Origin of the sequence: Streptomyces sp. NPDC018610 (assembly GCF_044391765.1) — a bacterium.
GTDB lineage: Bacteria > Actinomycetota > Actinomycetes > Streptomycetales > Streptomycetaceae > Streptomyces.
In genome coordinates this window covers 1-15687 of the sequence record NZ_JBISAL010000009.1, presented here as the reverse complement: position 1 = coordinate 15687, position 15687 = coordinate 1, and the positions used below count along the sequence as shown (strand labels likewise).

The window sequence follows — 15687 nt, the reverse complement described above, 5'->3', positions numbered from 1 at the left end:
GCGCGCACGGCAGCGGCGCCGCGCCCGCTCCTCCTGGTCTTCCTCCCCGCGTTGGTCCGTCACCCGCCACCCGCCACTCGTCGCCGGTCACCCGTCACCCGTCACCCGTCACCCGTCGCCCCAAGGAGTGTCCCCATGCCCGAGCCCGTCCAGGTGATCACCGTCCCGGCCGACCCCGACCGGTACGCCTACTCCTTCGGCGGCGGGTCGCCGGTGGTGACGGTCCAGCCGGGCAGCGTCGTGGAGTTGTTCACGGAGGACTGCTTCGGCGGGCGGGTGCGCGGGCCGGCCGATCTGCCCAGCCAGGTGTGCGCCTTCCCGTATCTGAACCCGGTCACCGGCCCCATCGCCGTGGCCGGCGCGGAACCCGGTGACGCGCTCGCTGTGCACTTCGTGGAGATCGCGCCGGCCCGCGACTGGGGCGTGTCCAGCACCTTCCCGCACTTCGGCGCGCTGACGGCCACGCACGCCACGGCCATGCTGCACCCCCCGCTGGAGGAGCGGGTCTGGGTGTACGCCATCGACGCCAAGGCCGGCACCTGCCGGTTCGAGGCCGCCCGCGGCGACTTCGCGGTGGACCTGCCGCTCGATCCGATGCACGGCACGGTGGGGGTGGCCCCGGCCGCGGGCGAGCGGCTGATGTCCATCTCCCCCGGTGTGCACGGGGGCAACATGGACACTCCCGAACTGCGGGCCGGTACCACGGTCTACCTCCCGGTCAACGTGGCGGGCGCGATGCTCGCGATCGGGGACGGCCATGCCCGTCAGGGCGAGGGCGAGGTGTGCGGGACGGCGGTGGAGACCGCCATGAACACGGTGGTGGCCGTGGACGTCGTCAAGGGCGGGGCACCCGCGGTGCCCCGGCTGGAGAGCGACGACTTCCTGCTGAGCACGGGCCACGCGCGCCCGCTGGAGGACGCCTTCCGCGTCAGCCAGCACGACCTGGTGGGCTGGACGGCGGACCTGCTGGGGCTCGACCGGCTGGACGCGTACCAACTGGTGAGCCAGACCGGGCTGGCGCCCGCGGCCAACGTGTGCGACACGCTGTACACGATGGTCGCCAAGCTCCCCAAGCGACTGCTCGGAGCCGCCCGCGCCTACGACGGCGTCCACGACCGGCTCAAGGCCCTCGGCGCCGCCCACACCGCGCGGCGCTGAACGCCCTCCCGTCCGCCGGTCCCGAAATTCCTGCCGCATGGTCTAGTCCAACTCCGGGGGTGCTGCGCAGGGGGATGAGCCGTGTGGCCACAAAATTGGTCTAGTCCCTTTTTGGTCCAGACCATTGACCCGCCCGGTGAGCGAGCGCACTATCCCATACGCATCAACACCCTCCCTGCGTACGGGAAATGAAGAACCCCCGACTCCTCACACCGGGACTGACATGAGACTCATGCGTTCCTTCCGCGCGGCACTCACCGCGGCCGTCACCACGGCGGCCTCGGTGGGCCTCGCCCTCTCGGCCACCGGCGACGCCCAGGCGGCGACACCGCTGCCGGCGCACGTCTTCGCCCCCTACTTCGAGGCCTGGACGGGCGAGAGCCCCGCCGCGCTGGCCGCCCAGTCCGGCGCGAAGCACCTGACGATGGCGTTCCTCCAGACCGCCTCCAAGGGGTCCTGCACCCCGTACTGGAACGGCGACACCGGAATGCCGATCGCCGCGTCGACCTTCGGCAGCGACATCAAGACCATCCAGGCGAACGGCGGCGACGTCATCCCCTCGTTCGGCGGGTACACGGCCGACACCACCGGCACCGAGATCGCCGACAGCTGCACCGACGTCCAGCAGATCGCCGCCGCGTACGAGAAGGTCATCACGACCTACGACATCTCGCGGCTCGACATGGACATCGAGGTCGACTCGCTGGACAACTCCGCGGGCATCGACCGCCGCAACAAGGCGATCAAGCTGGTCGAGGACTGGGCGGCGGCCAACGGGCGCAAGGTGGAGATCTCCTACACCCTGCCGACCACCACGCACGGCCTCGCGGACAACGGCGTGGCGCTGCTGCGCAACGCCGTGAGCAACGGCACCCGGATCGACGTCGTGAACCTGATGACGTTCGACTACTACGACAACCAGTCCCACGACATGGCGAAGGACACCCAGACCGCCGCCCAGGGCCTGGTCGACACCCTCACCCAGCTGTACCCGACCAAGACCTCCGCGCAGCTGTGGAACATGGTCGGCGTCACCGAGATGCCCGGCGTCGACGACTTCGGCCCGGCCGAGACCTTCAGCCTGGCCAACGCCACCACGGTCTACAACTGGGCGGTCTCCAAGGGCATCAACACCCTGTCCTTCTGGGCGCTGCAGCGGGACAACGGCGGTTGTGCGGGCGGCGCCGCCGCGGACAACTGCTCGGGCATCCAGCAGAACACCTGGGACTTCACCCACATCTTCGCGCCCTTCACCGGCGGCGGCAGCACCCAGCCGAGCAACGACTTCTCCGTCGCGCTCGGTTCCTCCTCCGGCTCGGTGACGGCGGGCCAGTCCGCGACCACGACGGTGAAGACCGCCGTGACGGCCGGTCAGGCGCAGACGGTGAACCTGAGCGTCAGCGGCGCCCCGGCCGGCGTCACCGCCTCCCTCAGCCCCACCTCGGTCACGGCGGGCGGCTCCTCGACGCTCACCCTCGCCACCACCTCGGCGGCCGCTTCGGGCACCTACACCATCACGGTCACCGGCTCGAACGCCTCCGGCAGCCACTCGGCGACGTACGCCCTGACGATCACCGGCGGCAGCGGCCACCAGTGCACCGCCGCCCCGTGGAACAAGAGCGCGGTCTACACCGGCGGCCAGCAGGTCTCCTACAAGGGCCACAACTGGAAGGCCAAGTGGTGGACGACGGGCGAGGAGCCCGGCACCACCGGCGAGTGGGGCGTCTGGCAGGACCTCGGCGCCTGCTGACCCACGGCCCTCTCCCCGGGCCCTGACCCCCACACGGCCCGCGAGCGGTCCGGACCGCGCCACCCGGCGCGGGCCCCGGGCCGCTCCGCCGTGTCGGGGGGGGTGCTACGCCCTCCCCCTGACCCCGAGGACGTCGAGGAGCGCCCGGGTGGCCGGGCTCGGGTTGAAGCGGCTCCAGGCCAGGTACTCGATGCGGCGCGGCCCGTCGACCACCGGGACCAGCGCCAGCCCGGGACTGTGGGAGGCGAGCGGCCGGACGAACGCCGACGGCAGCAGCCCGACGCCCAGCCCGCGCGAGATCAGCCCGGTCATCAATTCGATGATGGCGGCCTCGTACGCGACGTCCCGGGTCAGGCCCGCGGCGGCGAACGCCTGATCGGACTGGGCGCGGGCAGGCGTCCCCCCGGCGAAGTCCACGAACGTCTCGCCGGCGATCTGGCGCAGCGTGACCCGGGCGGCGCCCGCGAGCCGGTGCCCGGCCGGCACCACCAGCACGTGCTCGTCGTGATCGAGCACGAGTGTCTCCACACCGGACGGGGGCTGGTCCTGCGGCAGGCCGAGGAAGGCGATGTCCAGGTCGCCTTCGCGGATCGCCGCCGCCAGCTCGTCGCTGCGCCCGGAGCGCAGCACGACCCGGACGTCGGGATGCCGGGCGCGGTACCGCTGCAGCAGTTCGGGGACGTCGACGGCGGCCGTCGTCACGATCACCCCGACGGCGAGCCGGCCGCGCACCACGCCCGCCGCCGCGGCGGCGTCGGCGGCGGCCCGGTCGGCGGCCGCCAGGCACTCCCGCGCCCCGGCGAGGAACGCCGCTCCCGCACCGGTCAGCTCGACCCGGCGGCTGGAGCGGGCGAACAGCCGCACGCCCAGCTCCCGTTCCAGTCCGGCGATCCGGTGACTGAGCGAGGACTGCACCACGGAGCAGCGCTCCGCGGCGCGCGTGAAGTTGCGGGTCTCGGCGACGGCGACGACGTACCGCATCTGCTGGAGGTCCATCGATCCATCGTGGCGGTTCATCGCTGCCATGAAAAGCATGCTTTGGATTCATGGCCTGCGCGGGCCGAGACTCCCGTCATGCACACCTCGACCGAACGGTCGCCCGGTCCGTCGCGGACCTCCTCCGCACCGCGGGCGGCGACCGTCGCACTGACCGCACTCGCCCCGGCCTCCTGGGGCACCACGTACGCGGTGACCACGGAGCTGCTGCCGCCGGGGCATCCGCTGTTCGCCTCACTGATGCGCGCGCTGCCCGCCGGGCTGGCCGGGCTGGCGGCCGCCCGCGTCCTCCCGCGCGGCGACTGGTGGTGGAAGGCCGCCGTCCTCGGCGCTCTCAACATCGGCGTCTTCTTCCCGCTGCTGTTCCTCGCGGCCGAACGGCTTCCGGGCGGCGTGGCGGCCACCCTCGGCGCGGCCCAGCCGCTGCTGGTCGCCGCCCTGGCCGTCGCGGTGCTCGGCGAGCGGCCCACCCTCTGGCGCCTGTCGTGGAGCGTGGCCGGTGTGGCGGGCGTCGGGCTCGTGGTGCTCGGGCCGGGGGCCCGGCTGGACGTCACCGGCGTGCTGGCCGGGCTGGGGGGGACGGCCACCATGGCCGCGGGGGTCGTCCTCACCAAGCGCTGGGGCCGGCCCGCGGGCGTCGGCCCGCTGACCCTGGCCGGCTGGCAACTGACCGCGGGCGGACTGCTGTTGCTGCCGCTCACCCTGGTGATCGAAGGGGTGCCGCAGCGGATCGACGGCGGTGCGGTCGGCGGCTATCTGTGGCTCGGCAGCATGGGTGGGCTGATCGCGTACACGGTGTGGTTCCGCGGGATCGGAAGGCTGCCGGTCGGGGCGTCCGCACCGCTGGTGCTGCTGTCGCCGCTGGTCGCGGCCGTCGTCGGCGTCGCGCTGGGCGAGTCCCCGAGTCTGCCGCAGACCCTCGGTTTCGCCCTGGCGCTGGCCGCGATGCTCGCCGCGCAGCTGGCGCCCCCGGCCGTGTTCACCCGCGTCCCGCCCGGCCGCGCCCCGGCCACCCGCCCGCGAACGGACGGCGCGGGCGAAGACGCGGTACGGCAGAACGCCCCGCTAGAAGACGCGGTACGAGCGGCACGAGAAGACGCGACGCGGAGAGACGCGACGCGAGAAGACACGATGCGAGAAGGACGGATGCGATGAAGCGCATGACGATCGCCGTGCTCGGCGCCACCGGCATGGTCGGCAGCCGGGTGATCACCGAGGCCCGTGCGCGGGGTCACCGGGCGCTCGCCCTGTCCCGCAAGCCGGCGAGCGGGGATCCGGGCGTGACGCCCCTCGCGGTCGACGCGCGCGACCCGCACGCCGTGCACACGGCGCTCACGGGCTCCGCCCCGCACGGTGCCGCCGACGCCGTCGTCCTGACCGTGCGGACCACTCCGGCCGACCGGGACTTCCTGGTCGGCGCCACCCGTACGGTGCTGGACGCGGCGGCACGGCTCGGGATCCGTGTGCTCGTGGTCGGCGGGGCCGGGGCGTTGCGCAGTCCCGGTGACGGCGGACTCCTCGTCGCCGATGACCCGTCGTACGTGCCCGCCGAGGTGCGGCCCGTCGCCCTGGCCGGAGTCGCCCAGTTGGACACCTGCCGGGGGCACGCCCACACCGACTGGGTCTTCCTGTGCCCGCCGGCCCTGCTGGAACCCGGTGAACGGACCGGCCGTTACCGGCGCGGCACCGACACCTTGCTCACCGCCGCCGACGGCCGGTCGTGGATCAGCGTCGAGGACCTGGCGGTCGCCGTCCTGGACGAACTCGAACACCCGCGCGGTGAACGGGTCATGACGGTCGTTCACGAGGCGGCGCGGCCGTGCGCGTGAGCGAGGGCCGGGCGGTGCGTTCGCCGCGGCTGCCCGCCGGGCCCCGACCACTCCCTTCCGTACGGGCTGCGTGTCCATGACACTGTCCAAGGTCACGTTCCAGCGAACCGTGATCCCTCGATGACCCGATGGCCCTGCTCGTGAGAGGACGAAGATGAACTCTTCCCGCCCCTTCGACCGCCGTACCCTCATCCGCGGCGCGCTGGCCGCCGGCGCCGGCGCCGTGCTCGTCCCGACGGTGCTGTCGGGCGACGCCCAGGCGTACGGCTGGTCGCGCACGCTCAGCCAGGGGGCCACCGGCGCGGACGTGACCGAACTGCAGATCAGGGTCGCGGGCTGGGCCGCGGACAGCCCGAGCCACAGCATCGTCGGCATCGACGGCGACTTCGGTCCCGCCACCGCCGCCGCGGTGCGCCGGTTCCAGGCGGCCTACGGTCTGGGCGCCGACGGCGTGGCGGGCCCTGCCACGCAAGCGAAGCTCAACTCCCTCGAACAGGCGGACGGGTCGACCGCGCACTTCGACTTCAGCGAGTTCACCGACCGGGTCAGCGGCACCTTCGCCGGCGGCAAGCTGAGCGCCGCCGCCACCAAGGAGAACGCCCGGCGCGCGATGTACAAACTCGAAGCCCTGCGCAAGAAGCTCGGCGACGTCCCCATCACGGTCAACTCCGGTTTCCGCAGCATCGCGCACAACGCCGAGGTCGGCGGCGCCTCCGACAGCATGCATCTCTACGGCACCGCGGCCGACCTCGACGTCCCCGGCGTGTCCAACCGGACCGTCTACCAGAAAGCCGAGACCTGCGGCTTCTCCGGGCTGGAGACGTACACCGCCGATCACCAGCACGTCGACAGCCGGGCCGACCTCGGCCGGGCCTGGTGGTGGCAGGACGGGACGGTCTGACGCCCCCGCGCCCGGCTCCGGCCTCGTGCGAGCGGCCGCGGCACCGATCGCCGGCGCCGCGGCCGCTCGCACGAGGGACGCGAGCCGAGGCGGGCCGCATGCCCGCCCCGGGCGCCGTGTGGACGCCGGGCGACGGGTCGTCGCCGTTCGGCGCCTGAGGACGTTCCCGCCGACGCGTCACACGCGTGAGGCCCCCGCTGTCCGCCAGCCGGCCGACGTCACCCGGCTCCCGCCTCCGCCGGACGTGATCCCATCGATCGACGGTCTGTGGGGACGCCCCCACCGCGGGCCTCGGCGCCTGTGGGCACCGACGTCACCGCTCACCGGCGAGGTCGAAATCCCCCTTGCTCGACTCCGCCGCGTCCTCGGCACTCCGGGGACGCCGCCAGGGGCGGGCGATGGGACCGGAGACCGCCCGCCACCACGGCTCGGCCGGCAGCGTCCCCGCCGGCTCGAACGGCTCGCCCGGCCGCGGGAACGCCGCCGCCTGCCCGGCCTCCTCGGCCGCGTCCTTCGTCCACTCCCCCGGCTCCGCCCACGCGTGCAGCGCCAGGTTGAACGTCCCCCAGTGGATCGGCAGCAGCACCCCGCCCGGGCTGCCTCCCTGCAGGTCGAGATGGGCCCGCACCCCCTGGGCCGGGGACATGTGGATGTCCGGCCAGGCTCCGGGCAGCGGCCTGTGGTCCGTGTGGCCCTTGGGCCAGAACTCGGAGTACGCGCCGATCTGGATCATCGTGGCGTCGAACGGGCCATGGTCGGCGCCGATCTCCTCGAAGCCCTCGAAGTAGCCGGTGTCGCCGCTGTGGTAGACGCGGTGCCGCTCGCCCGCGACGACCCAGGAGGCCCACAGCGTGTGCTGCGTGTTGCGCAGGCCGCGGCCGCAGAAGTGCCGGGCCGGGGTGGCGGTCAGGGTGAGGCCGCCGACCCGGGTGGTCTCGTGCCAGTCCAGTTCGCGCAGGCGGTCGGCGGACACCCCCCAGCGTTCGAGGTGGGCGCCGACCCCGAGCGGGACGGCGAAGAGGGTGTCCGTGCCCGCCAGTGCCTTGATCGTGGGCATGTCCAGGTGGTCGTAGTGGTCGTGCGAGATGACGACCACGTCGACCGGCCCCAGCGCGGCCAGCGGCAGCGGCACCGGGTGGAGGCGGGCGGGACCTGCGAACGGGAAGGGTGAGCAGCGCTCGCCCCACACCGGGTCGAACAGCACCCGCCGGCCGTCGATCTCCACGAGCACGCTGGAGTGCCCGAGCCAGGTCAGCCGCAGGCCGGTGGCCGCGGGCCGGGAGAGGTCGGCGAAGGTCGTGGAGTGCACCGGCACATTGCCCTGGGGGGAGCGGCGGGGGCGCTGCTCCTTGTCGAAGTAGAGCTTGGCGAAGTCGAGCATCGAACCGGAGGGCCGGATGCGTGCCTCGCCCCCGGGGTTCTGGAAGACGCCGTCCTTGAAGTGGGGTGAACGGCGGATGCGCGCCATGCGCTCTCCGTCGGGGTCCGCGCCGAAGGCCTCGGGCCGCAGTGCGCGCAGCCCGGTGCTGGAAGGACGGAAGCCGGCCACGGTACCTCCAGTAGGAGTCGGTCAGGTTTTCCATTATGAGGGCGGCTTCCGGGAACCGGGCGGCCCCTCCGTTTACGGCCGACCTCCGCCCGCCGCCGACTGGGGTTCGCGGTCCCCGCGTCCGGGCGGCAAACCCGATTGCCTCCTGGGCAACACCCGTTAGGGTGACGGCGTGGCGAGATTGCGGTTGAGCGTGGCGGAGCGGCGCGAGGAGTTGCTGCGGGCCGCCATCGGGCAGATCGAGGCGCGGGGCGTGGCGGCGCTGCGGATCGCCGATGTGGCCTCGGTGCTCGGGGTGAGCAACGCGTTGGTCCTCTACCACTTCTCCACGAAGGAGAAGCTGGTCGCCGCCGCGTTCGCCCATGCGGCGGAGGACGACCTCACGCACCTGCGCAAGCTGCTCGGCCGGCGCACGACCGCGCTGCGCCGGCTGCGGGCGGCCGTGCGCTGGTACGCGCCCACCGGCACGGCCAAGGGCTGGCGGCTGTGGATCGAGGGATGGGCGGCGGCGCTGCGCGAGCCCGCTCTCCGCGAGGTCGCGCGAGACCTGGACCGGGAGTGGAAGGCGGCCCTCATCGAGGTCCTGGCTGAGGGTGTGGCGGCGGGCGAGTTCCGGTGCCCGGACCCCGCCGGCACCGCCCTGCGGCTGACCGCCCTCCTGGACGGGCTCGCCGTGCAGCTCACCTCGTACGGCGGCACGGTCTCGCGCGCCCGGGCCCAGGAGTGGGTCGACGAGGCCCTCGTCCGGGAACTGGGCCTGGAGCGGGAGGCGTTGACCGCCGCGCGGTGACTTCCGCCCCGGGGCGGTACCGCGCCACCGGGGCGCGGCCGCACGACCGGGGCGGCGGGACCGCGTCAAGGGCGGCCGGCGGGACCGCACCGAACCGAGGCGGTGGAGCGCCCCCGCCGCACCGCCCGCGCGGGGCGCCGCCGAGCCCACCGCACCGCCCGCACGGTCCGGCCCTGCCACACGTGTGCGCGGGCCCTGCCGCTTGCCACGCCGGGCCCGTCGTGATCCGCCGCATCCCCCGTACGGCGATCCGCCCAGCCCTACGTACCCCTCCCCACCGGCCTGACGAGCCGTCAGGCGACCGCGGCGATCCGGGACTTGATGTCGTCCGGGGAGAGCGTCCCCTTGGCCGTCACGTGGTCGCCCGAGGACTCGCCCCGCAGGCGGCGGCCGATCCACGGGACCAGGTACTCCCTCGCCCAGTGGACGTCGTCCCGGCGGACCTCCAGGGTGCCGCGGGGCGGCAGCGGCGGCCAGGGCTGCTCCGGGTCGGCCGGGATCTCCAGGCCGAGCGCCTGCCCGGCGCGCAGCGCCACTCGGGTGTGTCCCTCGGGAGACAGGTGCAGGCGGTCGTGGTCCCAGGCCCGGCGGTCCTGGACGGCCCGCAGGGACCACAGGTCCAGCACCGGGCAGCCGTAGCGGTCGGCGACGGCCCGTACATGTCCGTTGTACGTGGCGATCTTGCCCCGCAGGTGCTTGAGCAGGGGCACGCCGCGGGTGTCGAAGCCGGTGGTCACCATGACGGTGCCGGCCACCGCGGCGAGCTGGGCCACCGCCTTCTCGAACCGCTCGGCCACGTCGTCGGGGTCGGTGCCGGGACGGATGATGTCGTTGCCGCCCGCACAGAACGAGACCAGGTCCGGGGCGAGTTCCACGGCCCGCGGCACCTGGTTCGCCACGATCTGGTCGAGGAGCTTCCCCCGCACGGCGAGGTTCGTGTACTGGAAGTCGCCCTCGGGGCGCCGGTCGGCGAGCAGTACGGCGAACCGGTCGGCCCAGCCGACGAAGGCTCCGTCGGGGCCGGGGTCGCCGACGCCCTCGGTGAAGCTGTCCCCCACCGCCACGTACGACCCGATCACTGCTCTGCTGTCACTCTTCGAATCGTCTGCCACGTCGGGCCATGATTCACCTTCGAATGTGACTTACGCGACCGTAGGCAGGGGTTGACGGTCGGTGAGAAAAGCCACTCCAAGTTTGTCGATCACCCGGGAATACGCGTGGCACGAGGCGACGGTACGGCAGGTGGGGCGGGTGCCCGAGGACACATCGTTGCCCCGGGAACCCATGTCGTATCGTCGTAGCGCGCCCGCCGACGAGCCGTGGAGCGGGGCCGACAGGGAGGAGTTCCCGTGACGCAGCAGGTCCCGTCGACCGAGCCCGAGCTGGCCGGAGTGCGCAATTTCCGCGATGTGGGCGGACTGCCCACGGTGGACGGACGGCGGGTGCGGCAGGGGGTGCTGTTCCGCAGCGGCCACCTCGCGCACGCGACCGCCGAGGACGCGGTGTTCCTGGCCTCCCTGGGACTGCACACGATCTTCGACTTCCGCAACGCGGCCGACCGCAGGCTGGAGGGCCCGGACGTCGAGCTGCCCGGCGTGCGCAACGTCAACCTGCCGCTGAGCGACCCGGCGGACGGCGCGGAGTTCTGGAAGATGGTCCGCGACGGCGACCTCGACCAGCTGCGGGCGATCCTGGACGACGGCAAGGGCGCGGCCCGGATGATCGCCTCCTACCGCGCGATCGTCACGGAGCGCACCGATGAGCACTCGCGGGTGCTGCACGCCGTGGCGCGGGACAGCGTCCCGGCGCTGATGCACTGTGCCGCGGGCAAGGACCGCGCCGGACTGTCGATCGCCGTGACCCTCCTCGCGCTCGGCGTGGAGCGGGACGCGATCGTCGCGGACTACCTGGAGTCGAACGCCAGGCACCGCCGCTACAAGGTGCACCGCAGCGGCACCTCCGCCTCGGCCTACTCCCCCGAGGTCATGGAGCTGCTGAGCCCCCTGTTCGACGCGCGCGCCGAGTACCTGACGGCGGCGCTGGAGACCATCGAGGAGACCTGGGGCGGCGTCGACGCCTATCTGGAGCGGGGTCTGCGGCTGGCTCCCGAGACCCGGGAGCGGCTGCGCGAGCGCCTGCTGGACTGACCGGGCGGACCGACGCGGGGCCGGACCGGGCGGAGTGCGCCGTCGGCTACTTGGCGCCGACCTCGAACAGCAGCCAGATGAAGGCGGCGAAGAGGTGCCCGACGGCGATGTAGATGATCAGCCGGACCCACAGGGCGCGGGGGAACTTCTCTTCCATGTCGCTCATGGCATGTCTCCGGTGAGGGGGCCCAGGCACATCGCGGCCGTGGGACTCTGCAGCAGGGTGTGGACGAAAAGGAGTTCGAGCCCGTCCGGGTCCTCGGCGCTGATGCGGTGCGGGGTCAGCGAGTCGAAGTGCGCGCTGTCGCCCGGTGCGAGCAGGTGCGCGGTGTCCCCGAGGCGCAACCGCAGCCGCCCCTTGAGGACGTACAGCCACTCCTCGCCGGGGTGGACGCGCACGATGTCACCCTGGGAGCCGTGCGGGACGCGGACCCGCAGGGCCTGCATCCCGCGGCCGGACGCGCCGGCCTGCCAGTACGTCCAGCCGCCGGCCCGGGTGGGTTCCATGTCCGGGGCGCGGACGATCGCGTCCCGGTCGGCGACCGTCTCGCCGAGCAGCTCGGAGACCGTCGTACCGTAGACGCGTGCCAGTGCGAGCAGCATCGGCAGCGAGGGCTGGCGCTGCCCGGTCTCCAGACGGGAGAGATGGGCGGGCGACAGCCCCGCCGCGCGGGCCGCGGTCTCCAGGGTGAGGGAGGCGCGGCGGCGCAGCGAGCGCAGCTGGGGCGCGACGGCGGGCAGGCTTTCGGCCGGCCTCGCCGAGGGCTCGGACTCGGGGGAGCTCATGCCTCCATTCAGCCGCAGCCTTGCCTCTGCGGCAAATTTGTTGCCTCAGAGGCAAAAGCCCGAGGACCCCGCTCACGACCGGGCGAGAGTCTCTCACCGGCCGCGGCAGCCTGCGCTCACCGGTTGGCGACGGCCTGTTTGACCAGCGTCTTGCCGAAGTCCCACATCAGTCCGCCGCCGTGTGCGTCGTCCATCACGGCGGTGAAGGCGTCCACGAAGCGGTCCACCTCCTTCTCTCCGACGACCAGCGGCGGGATCAGCTTGATCACTTCCAGGTGGTCGCCGGAGACCTGGGTGAGGATCCTGTGCCGCTGCAGCAGCGGGACGACCACCATCTGCGCGAACAGGCCCTTGCGGGCGGCCTGGAGCATGGTCCACCGGCCGCGCAGCTTCAGCGACCTGGGCCGGCCGAACTCGATGCCGATCATCAGGCCCCGGCCGCGCACGTCCGCGAGCAGCTCGTACTTGTCCTTCAGCGCCGCCAGCCGGGACTTCAGCAGCTCGCCGGTGGCCCGGGCGTTCGCGACGATCTGCTCGTTCTCCATGACCGCCAGCACGGCCAGGCCGGCGGCCATCGCCTGGGCGTTTGACCCGAAACTCGCCGAGTGGACGAGGACCCGGTCGATCGAGGAGTAGACCTTCTTGAAGATCCAGTCCTTGCCGAGGGTGGCGCTGACCGGCACATAGCCGCCGGAGAGGGCCTTGGCGACGCACACCAGGTCCGGTTCGACGCCGTCCTCGTGCTGGTAGGCGTAGAAGTCGCCGGTGCGGCCGAGGCCGGTCTGCACCTCGTCGGCGATGAGCAGCGCCTTGTGCCGGTGCAGCAGCTCCTGGGCGGCGCGCAGATAGCCGGGCGGGGTCTCGTGCACGCCCTTGCCCTGGATCGGCTCGACGATCAGGGCGGCCACGTCGCCCTTCTTCAGCTCGCGGGCGAGCGCGTCGAGGTCGCCGAGCGGGACGGCGGTGTCGGGCAGCAGGGGGGCGAAGCCCTCGCGGAAGCCGTCCTCGCCGTTGACGGACAGCGAGCCGGTGGTCAGGCCGTGGAAGGAGTGCTCGCAGTAGAGGATCCGCGGCTTCCCGGTGGCGCGGCGGGCGAACTTCAGCGCGGTCTCCACCGCCTCGGTGCCGCTGTTGCCGAAGAAGACCCGGTCCAGGTGCGGGCTGTGGGCGAGCAGCCGCTCCGCCAGCAGGCCGGGCAGCGGCTGGCAGTCGAAGCGGGTCAGGTCGGCGAGCCGGGCGTCCAGCACGTCGTGCAGGGCCTTGCGGACGACCGGGTGGTGGCGGCCCAGGCCCATCACCCCGAACCCGGCGAGCATGTCCAGGTAGTCGTTGCCGTCCGCGTCCCAGAAGTACGCGCCCTCGGCCCGCTCGTACACCTTGTCGAAGCCGATGGTGTGCAGCATGCGCGGCAGCTGGTGGTTGAGGTGCCTGGTGTGCAGCTCGTAGCGCTCGGCTCCACGCTCGGCCAGCAGAGCGCCGAGGTCGAACTCCGTGGTCATTCAGTTGTCTCCTTGACTGGCATGGGGGTCCCGGCGGCGCCGGCGGGTCGCTGGGCCGGTACGTCCCCGGTCCGCTTCCGCACGGCCGGGCTCGCGCCGATCCGGCCGGCGATCTCGACCGGCGTGAGGCCGATGTCGGCGAGCACCTCGCCGCGCTTGGCATGGGCGAGGAACTGTTCCGGGATGCCGAAGTGCCTCACGGGCACGTCCACGTCGGCGTCGCCGAGGGCCACGGAGACCGCTGCGCCCACACCGGCCGCCCGGCTGTTGTCCTCCACGACGGCCACCAGCCGGTGTTCGGCGGCGAGGCCGGGCAGCGCCGGGTCGACGGGTTTGACCCAGCGCGGGTCGACGACCGTGCAGCCGATGCCGCGCGCCCCGAGCAGTTCGGCGGCCTGGAGGCACACCGGCGCCATCACGCCGACGGCGACGAGCAGCACCTCGGGCCGCTCCGCCCGGTGCAGGACGTCCATGCCGCCCACCCGGCCGACGGCCGGGATCTCCGGTCCGACGGACTCCTTGGGGAAGCGCACGAGGGTGGGCGCGTCGTCCACGGCGACCGCCTCGCGCAGCTGGGCGCGCAGTTGGGCGGCGTCGCGCGGCGCGGCGATCCGGAGGCCGGGGACGACCTGGAGGACGGACATGTCCCACATGCCGTTGTGGGAGGCGCCGTCGACGCCGGTGACGCCGGCCCGGTCCAGGACGAAGGTGACGCCGCACCTGTGCAGGGCGACGTCCATGAGCAGCTGGTCGAAGGCGCGGTTGAGGAAGGTGGCGTAGACGGCGACGACCGGGTGCAGGCCGCCGGTGGCGAGGCCCGCCGCGGAGACGGCCGCGTGCTGCTCGGCGATGCCGACGTCCCACACCCGGTCCGGGAAGCGCTCGGCGAACTTCGCCAGGCCCACCGGGTGCAGCATGGCGGCCGTGATCGCCACGACGTCCTCGCGCTCCTCGCCGATGCGCACGATCTCGTCGCCGAACACGGAGGTCCAGGACGGTCCCCCGGAGGGGGTGAGCGGGGCGCAGGTGAGCGGGTCCATCGCGCCGACGGTGTGGAAGTGGTCCTCCTCGTTCGCGAGAGCCGGTTCGTAGCCGCGGCCCTTCTCGGTGAGGCAGTGGACGAGGACGGGGCCGTGGAAGCGTTTGGCGCGGCGCAGCGCGGACTCCAGGGCGCGCGGGTCGTGCCCGTCGATCGGGCCGAGGTACTTCAGTCCCAGGTCCTCGAACATGCCCTGGGGTGCGAAGGCGTCCTTGAAGCCCTTCTTCGCGCCGTGCAGCGACTCGTAGAGGGTGCCGCCGACGACGGGGGTGCGCTGGAGCACCTCCTTGCCCCAGGCGAGGAACTTCTCGTAGCCGTCGGTGGTGCGCAGGGTGGCCAGGTGGTTGGCGAGGCCGCCGATGGTGGGCGCGTAGGAGCGCTCGTTGTCGTTGACGACGATGATCAGGGGCCGGTCGCGGGCGGCCGCGATGTTGTTCAGGGCCTCCCAGGCCATGCCGCCGGTCAGCGCGCCGTCGCCGATGACGGCGACGACGTGTCCGCTCTCCCCGCGTACGTCGCGCGCCTTGGCGAGGCCGTCGGCCCAGCCGAGCGCGGTGGAGGCGTGGCTGTTCTCGATGACGTCGTGCTCGGACTCCTCGCGCGAGGGGTAGCCGGACAGCCCGCCCTTGCCGCGCAGCTTGGAGAAGTCCTGGCGCCCGGTCAGCAGTTTGTGCACATAGCTCTGGTGACCGGTGTCCCACAGGATCCGGTCGGTGGGCGAGTCGAAGACCCGGTGCAGGGCGACGGTGAGTTCCACCACCCCCAGGTTGGGACCGAGGTGACCACCGGTCCTGGCGACCGCATGGATCAGGAAGTCACGTATCTCGTCGCTCAGTTCGCCGAGTTCCGCCTCGGACAGCGCCTTCAGGTCGCGTGGTCCCCGGATCCTCTCCAGAATGCTCACGCCGGTCCCCCTCTCGGTCCGTTCCGTACGTCAACTCACCGTCACCGTCGGTGTTCCGGTGGCGGAGGCGTCTGCCGTGACGCCGCTGTCCTCCTCCATCTGCTCGGCGAGCTTCATGGCCTCCTCGATCAGGGTCTGAACGATCTTCGACTCCGGCACGGTCTTGATGACCTCGCCCTTCACGAAGATCTGCCCCTTGCCGTTGCCCGACGCCACACCCAGGTCCGCCTCACGGGCCTCACCCGGACCGTTCACCACACAGCCCATCACCGCGACCCGCAACGGCACCTCCATGCCCGTCAGACCCGCCGTGACCTCCTCCGCCAGCTTGTACACATC

15 protein-coding genes are annotated in these 15687 nt (G+C 72.8%); 7 read left to right on the top strand and 8 right to left on the bottom strand.

Annotated features, from left to right (window positions below):
* Positions 1 to 135: 135 nt before the first annotated feature.
* A complete protein-coding gene (locus ACH5A8_RS22755) occupies positions 136 to 1158 on the top strand; it encodes an acetamidase/formamidase family protein (protein ID WP_399004672.1) in 1023 nt (340 codons plus the stop codon).
* A 223-nt stretch (positions 1159 to 1381) separates the two neighbouring features.
* Positions 1382 to 2908: a glycosyl hydrolase family 18 protein gene (locus ACH5A8_RS22750; RefSeq protein WP_399004671.1), complete on the top strand. Its 1527-nt coding sequence runs from the start codon at positions 1382 to 1384 to the stop codon at positions 2906 to 2908.
* A 105-nt stretch (positions 2909 to 3013) separates the two neighbouring features.
* Here ACH5A8_RS22750 and ACH5A8_RS22745 read toward each other — a convergent pair whose 3' ends face one another.
* The gene (locus ACH5A8_RS22745) at positions 3014 to 3904 is read right to left on the bottom strand and encodes a LysR family transcriptional regulator (protein WP_399005295.1); all 891 of its coding nucleotides are present in this window, start codon (positions 3902 to 3904) and stop codon (positions 3014 to 3016) included.
* A gap of 78 nt (positions 3905 to 3982) precedes the next feature.
* Here ACH5A8_RS22745 and ACH5A8_RS22740 point away from each other — a divergent pair, with 78 nt between their 5' ends.
* The 3 genes from ACH5A8_RS22740 (at position 3983) to ACH5A8_RS22730 (ending at position 6634) form a co-directional block, all read left to right on the top strand.
* Positions 3983 to 5059 (top strand): EamA family transporter, encoded by a 1077-nt coding sequence (locus ACH5A8_RS22740; RefSeq protein ID WP_399004669.1) that lies wholly within the window; start codon positions 3983 to 3985, stop codon positions 5057 to 5059.
* A gap of 5 nt (positions 5060 to 5064) precedes the next feature.
* Positions 5065 to 5733, top strand: coding sequence for an NAD(P)-dependent oxidoreductase (locus ACH5A8_RS22735; RefSeq protein WP_399005293.1), 669 nt, complete (start codon positions 5065 to 5067; stop codon positions 5731 to 5733).
* Between the two features lie 154 nt (positions 5734 to 5887).
* Positions 5888 to 6634, top strand: a complete 747-nt coding sequence (locus ACH5A8_RS22730) for a D-Ala-D-Ala carboxypeptidase family metallohydrolase (protein WP_399004667.1) — start codon at positions 5888 to 5890, stop codon at positions 6632 to 6634.
* A gap of 313 nt (positions 6635 to 6947) precedes the next feature.
* Here ACH5A8_RS22730 and ACH5A8_RS22725 read toward each other — a convergent pair whose 3' ends face one another.
* Positions 6948 to 8183 (bottom strand): MBL fold metallo-hydrolase, encoded by a 1236-nt coding sequence (locus tag ACH5A8_RS22725; protein WP_399004665.1) that lies wholly within the window; start codon positions 8181 to 8183, stop codon positions 6948 to 6950.
* A 172-nt stretch (positions 8184 to 8355) separates the two neighbouring features.
* On the opposite strand from ACH5A8_RS22725, the gene ACH5A8_RS22720 reads away from it, so the two are divergent.
* The gene (locus tag ACH5A8_RS22720) at positions 8356 to 8973 is read left to right on the top strand and encodes a TetR family transcriptional regulator C-terminal domain-containing protein (protein ID WP_399004663.1); all 618 of its coding nucleotides are present in this window, start codon (positions 8356 to 8358) and stop codon (positions 8971 to 8973) included.
* A gap of 293 nt (positions 8974 to 9266) precedes the next feature.
* Here ACH5A8_RS22720 and ACH5A8_RS22715 read toward each other — a convergent pair whose 3' ends face one another.
* Positions 9267 to 10052, bottom strand: coding sequence for an SGNH/GDSL hydrolase family protein (locus ACH5A8_RS22715; RefSeq protein WP_399005291.1), 786 nt, complete (start codon positions 10050 to 10052; stop codon positions 9267 to 9269).
* Between the two features lie 270 nt (positions 10053 to 10322).
* On the opposite strand from ACH5A8_RS22715, the gene ACH5A8_RS22710 reads away from it, so the two are divergent.
* On the top strand, positions 10323 to 11120 hold the full coding sequence (locus ACH5A8_RS22710; RefSeq protein WP_399004661.1) for a tyrosine-protein phosphatase: 798 nt from the start codon (positions 10323 to 10325) through the stop codon (positions 11118 to 11120).
* 46 nt (positions 11121 to 11166) lie between these two features.
* On the opposite strand, the gene ACH5A8_RS22705 is transcribed toward ACH5A8_RS22710, so the two are convergent.
* From ACH5A8_RS22705 to ACH5A8_RS22685, 5 genes are all read right to left on the bottom strand, one after another.
* A complete protein-coding gene (locus ACH5A8_RS22705) occupies positions 11167 to 11286 on the bottom strand; it encodes a DUF6126 family protein (RefSeq protein WP_037755618.1) in 120 nt (39 codons plus the stop codon).
* Entirely contained in the window at positions 11283 to 11906 is a 624-nt protein-coding gene (locus ACH5A8_RS22700; protein ID WP_399004658.1) for a helix-turn-helix domain-containing protein, read from the bottom strand. Before ACH5A8_RS22700 ends, ACH5A8_RS22705 begins: the two co-directional genes overlap by 4 nt.
* A 116-nt stretch (positions 11907 to 12022) precedes the next feature.
* Positions 12023 to 13405, bottom strand: coding sequence for an aspartate aminotransferase family protein (locus tag ACH5A8_RS22695; protein WP_399004656.1), 1383 nt, complete (start codon positions 13403 to 13405; stop codon positions 12023 to 12025).
* Positions 13402 to 15348, bottom strand: coding sequence for a 1-deoxy-D-xylulose-5-phosphate synthase (gene dxs / locus ACH5A8_RS22690; RefSeq protein WP_399004654.1), 1947 nt, complete (start codon positions 15346 to 15348; stop codon positions 13402 to 13404). Before dxs ends, ACH5A8_RS22695 begins: the two co-directional genes overlap by 4 nt.
* A gap of 30 nt (positions 15349 to 15378) precedes the next feature.
* Positions 15379 to 15687: flavodoxin-dependent (E)-4-hydroxy-3-methylbut-2-enyl-diphosphate synthase (locus ACH5A8_RS22685; protein ID WP_399004652.1), on the bottom strand; the 309-nt coding region annotated here is incomplete at its 5' end.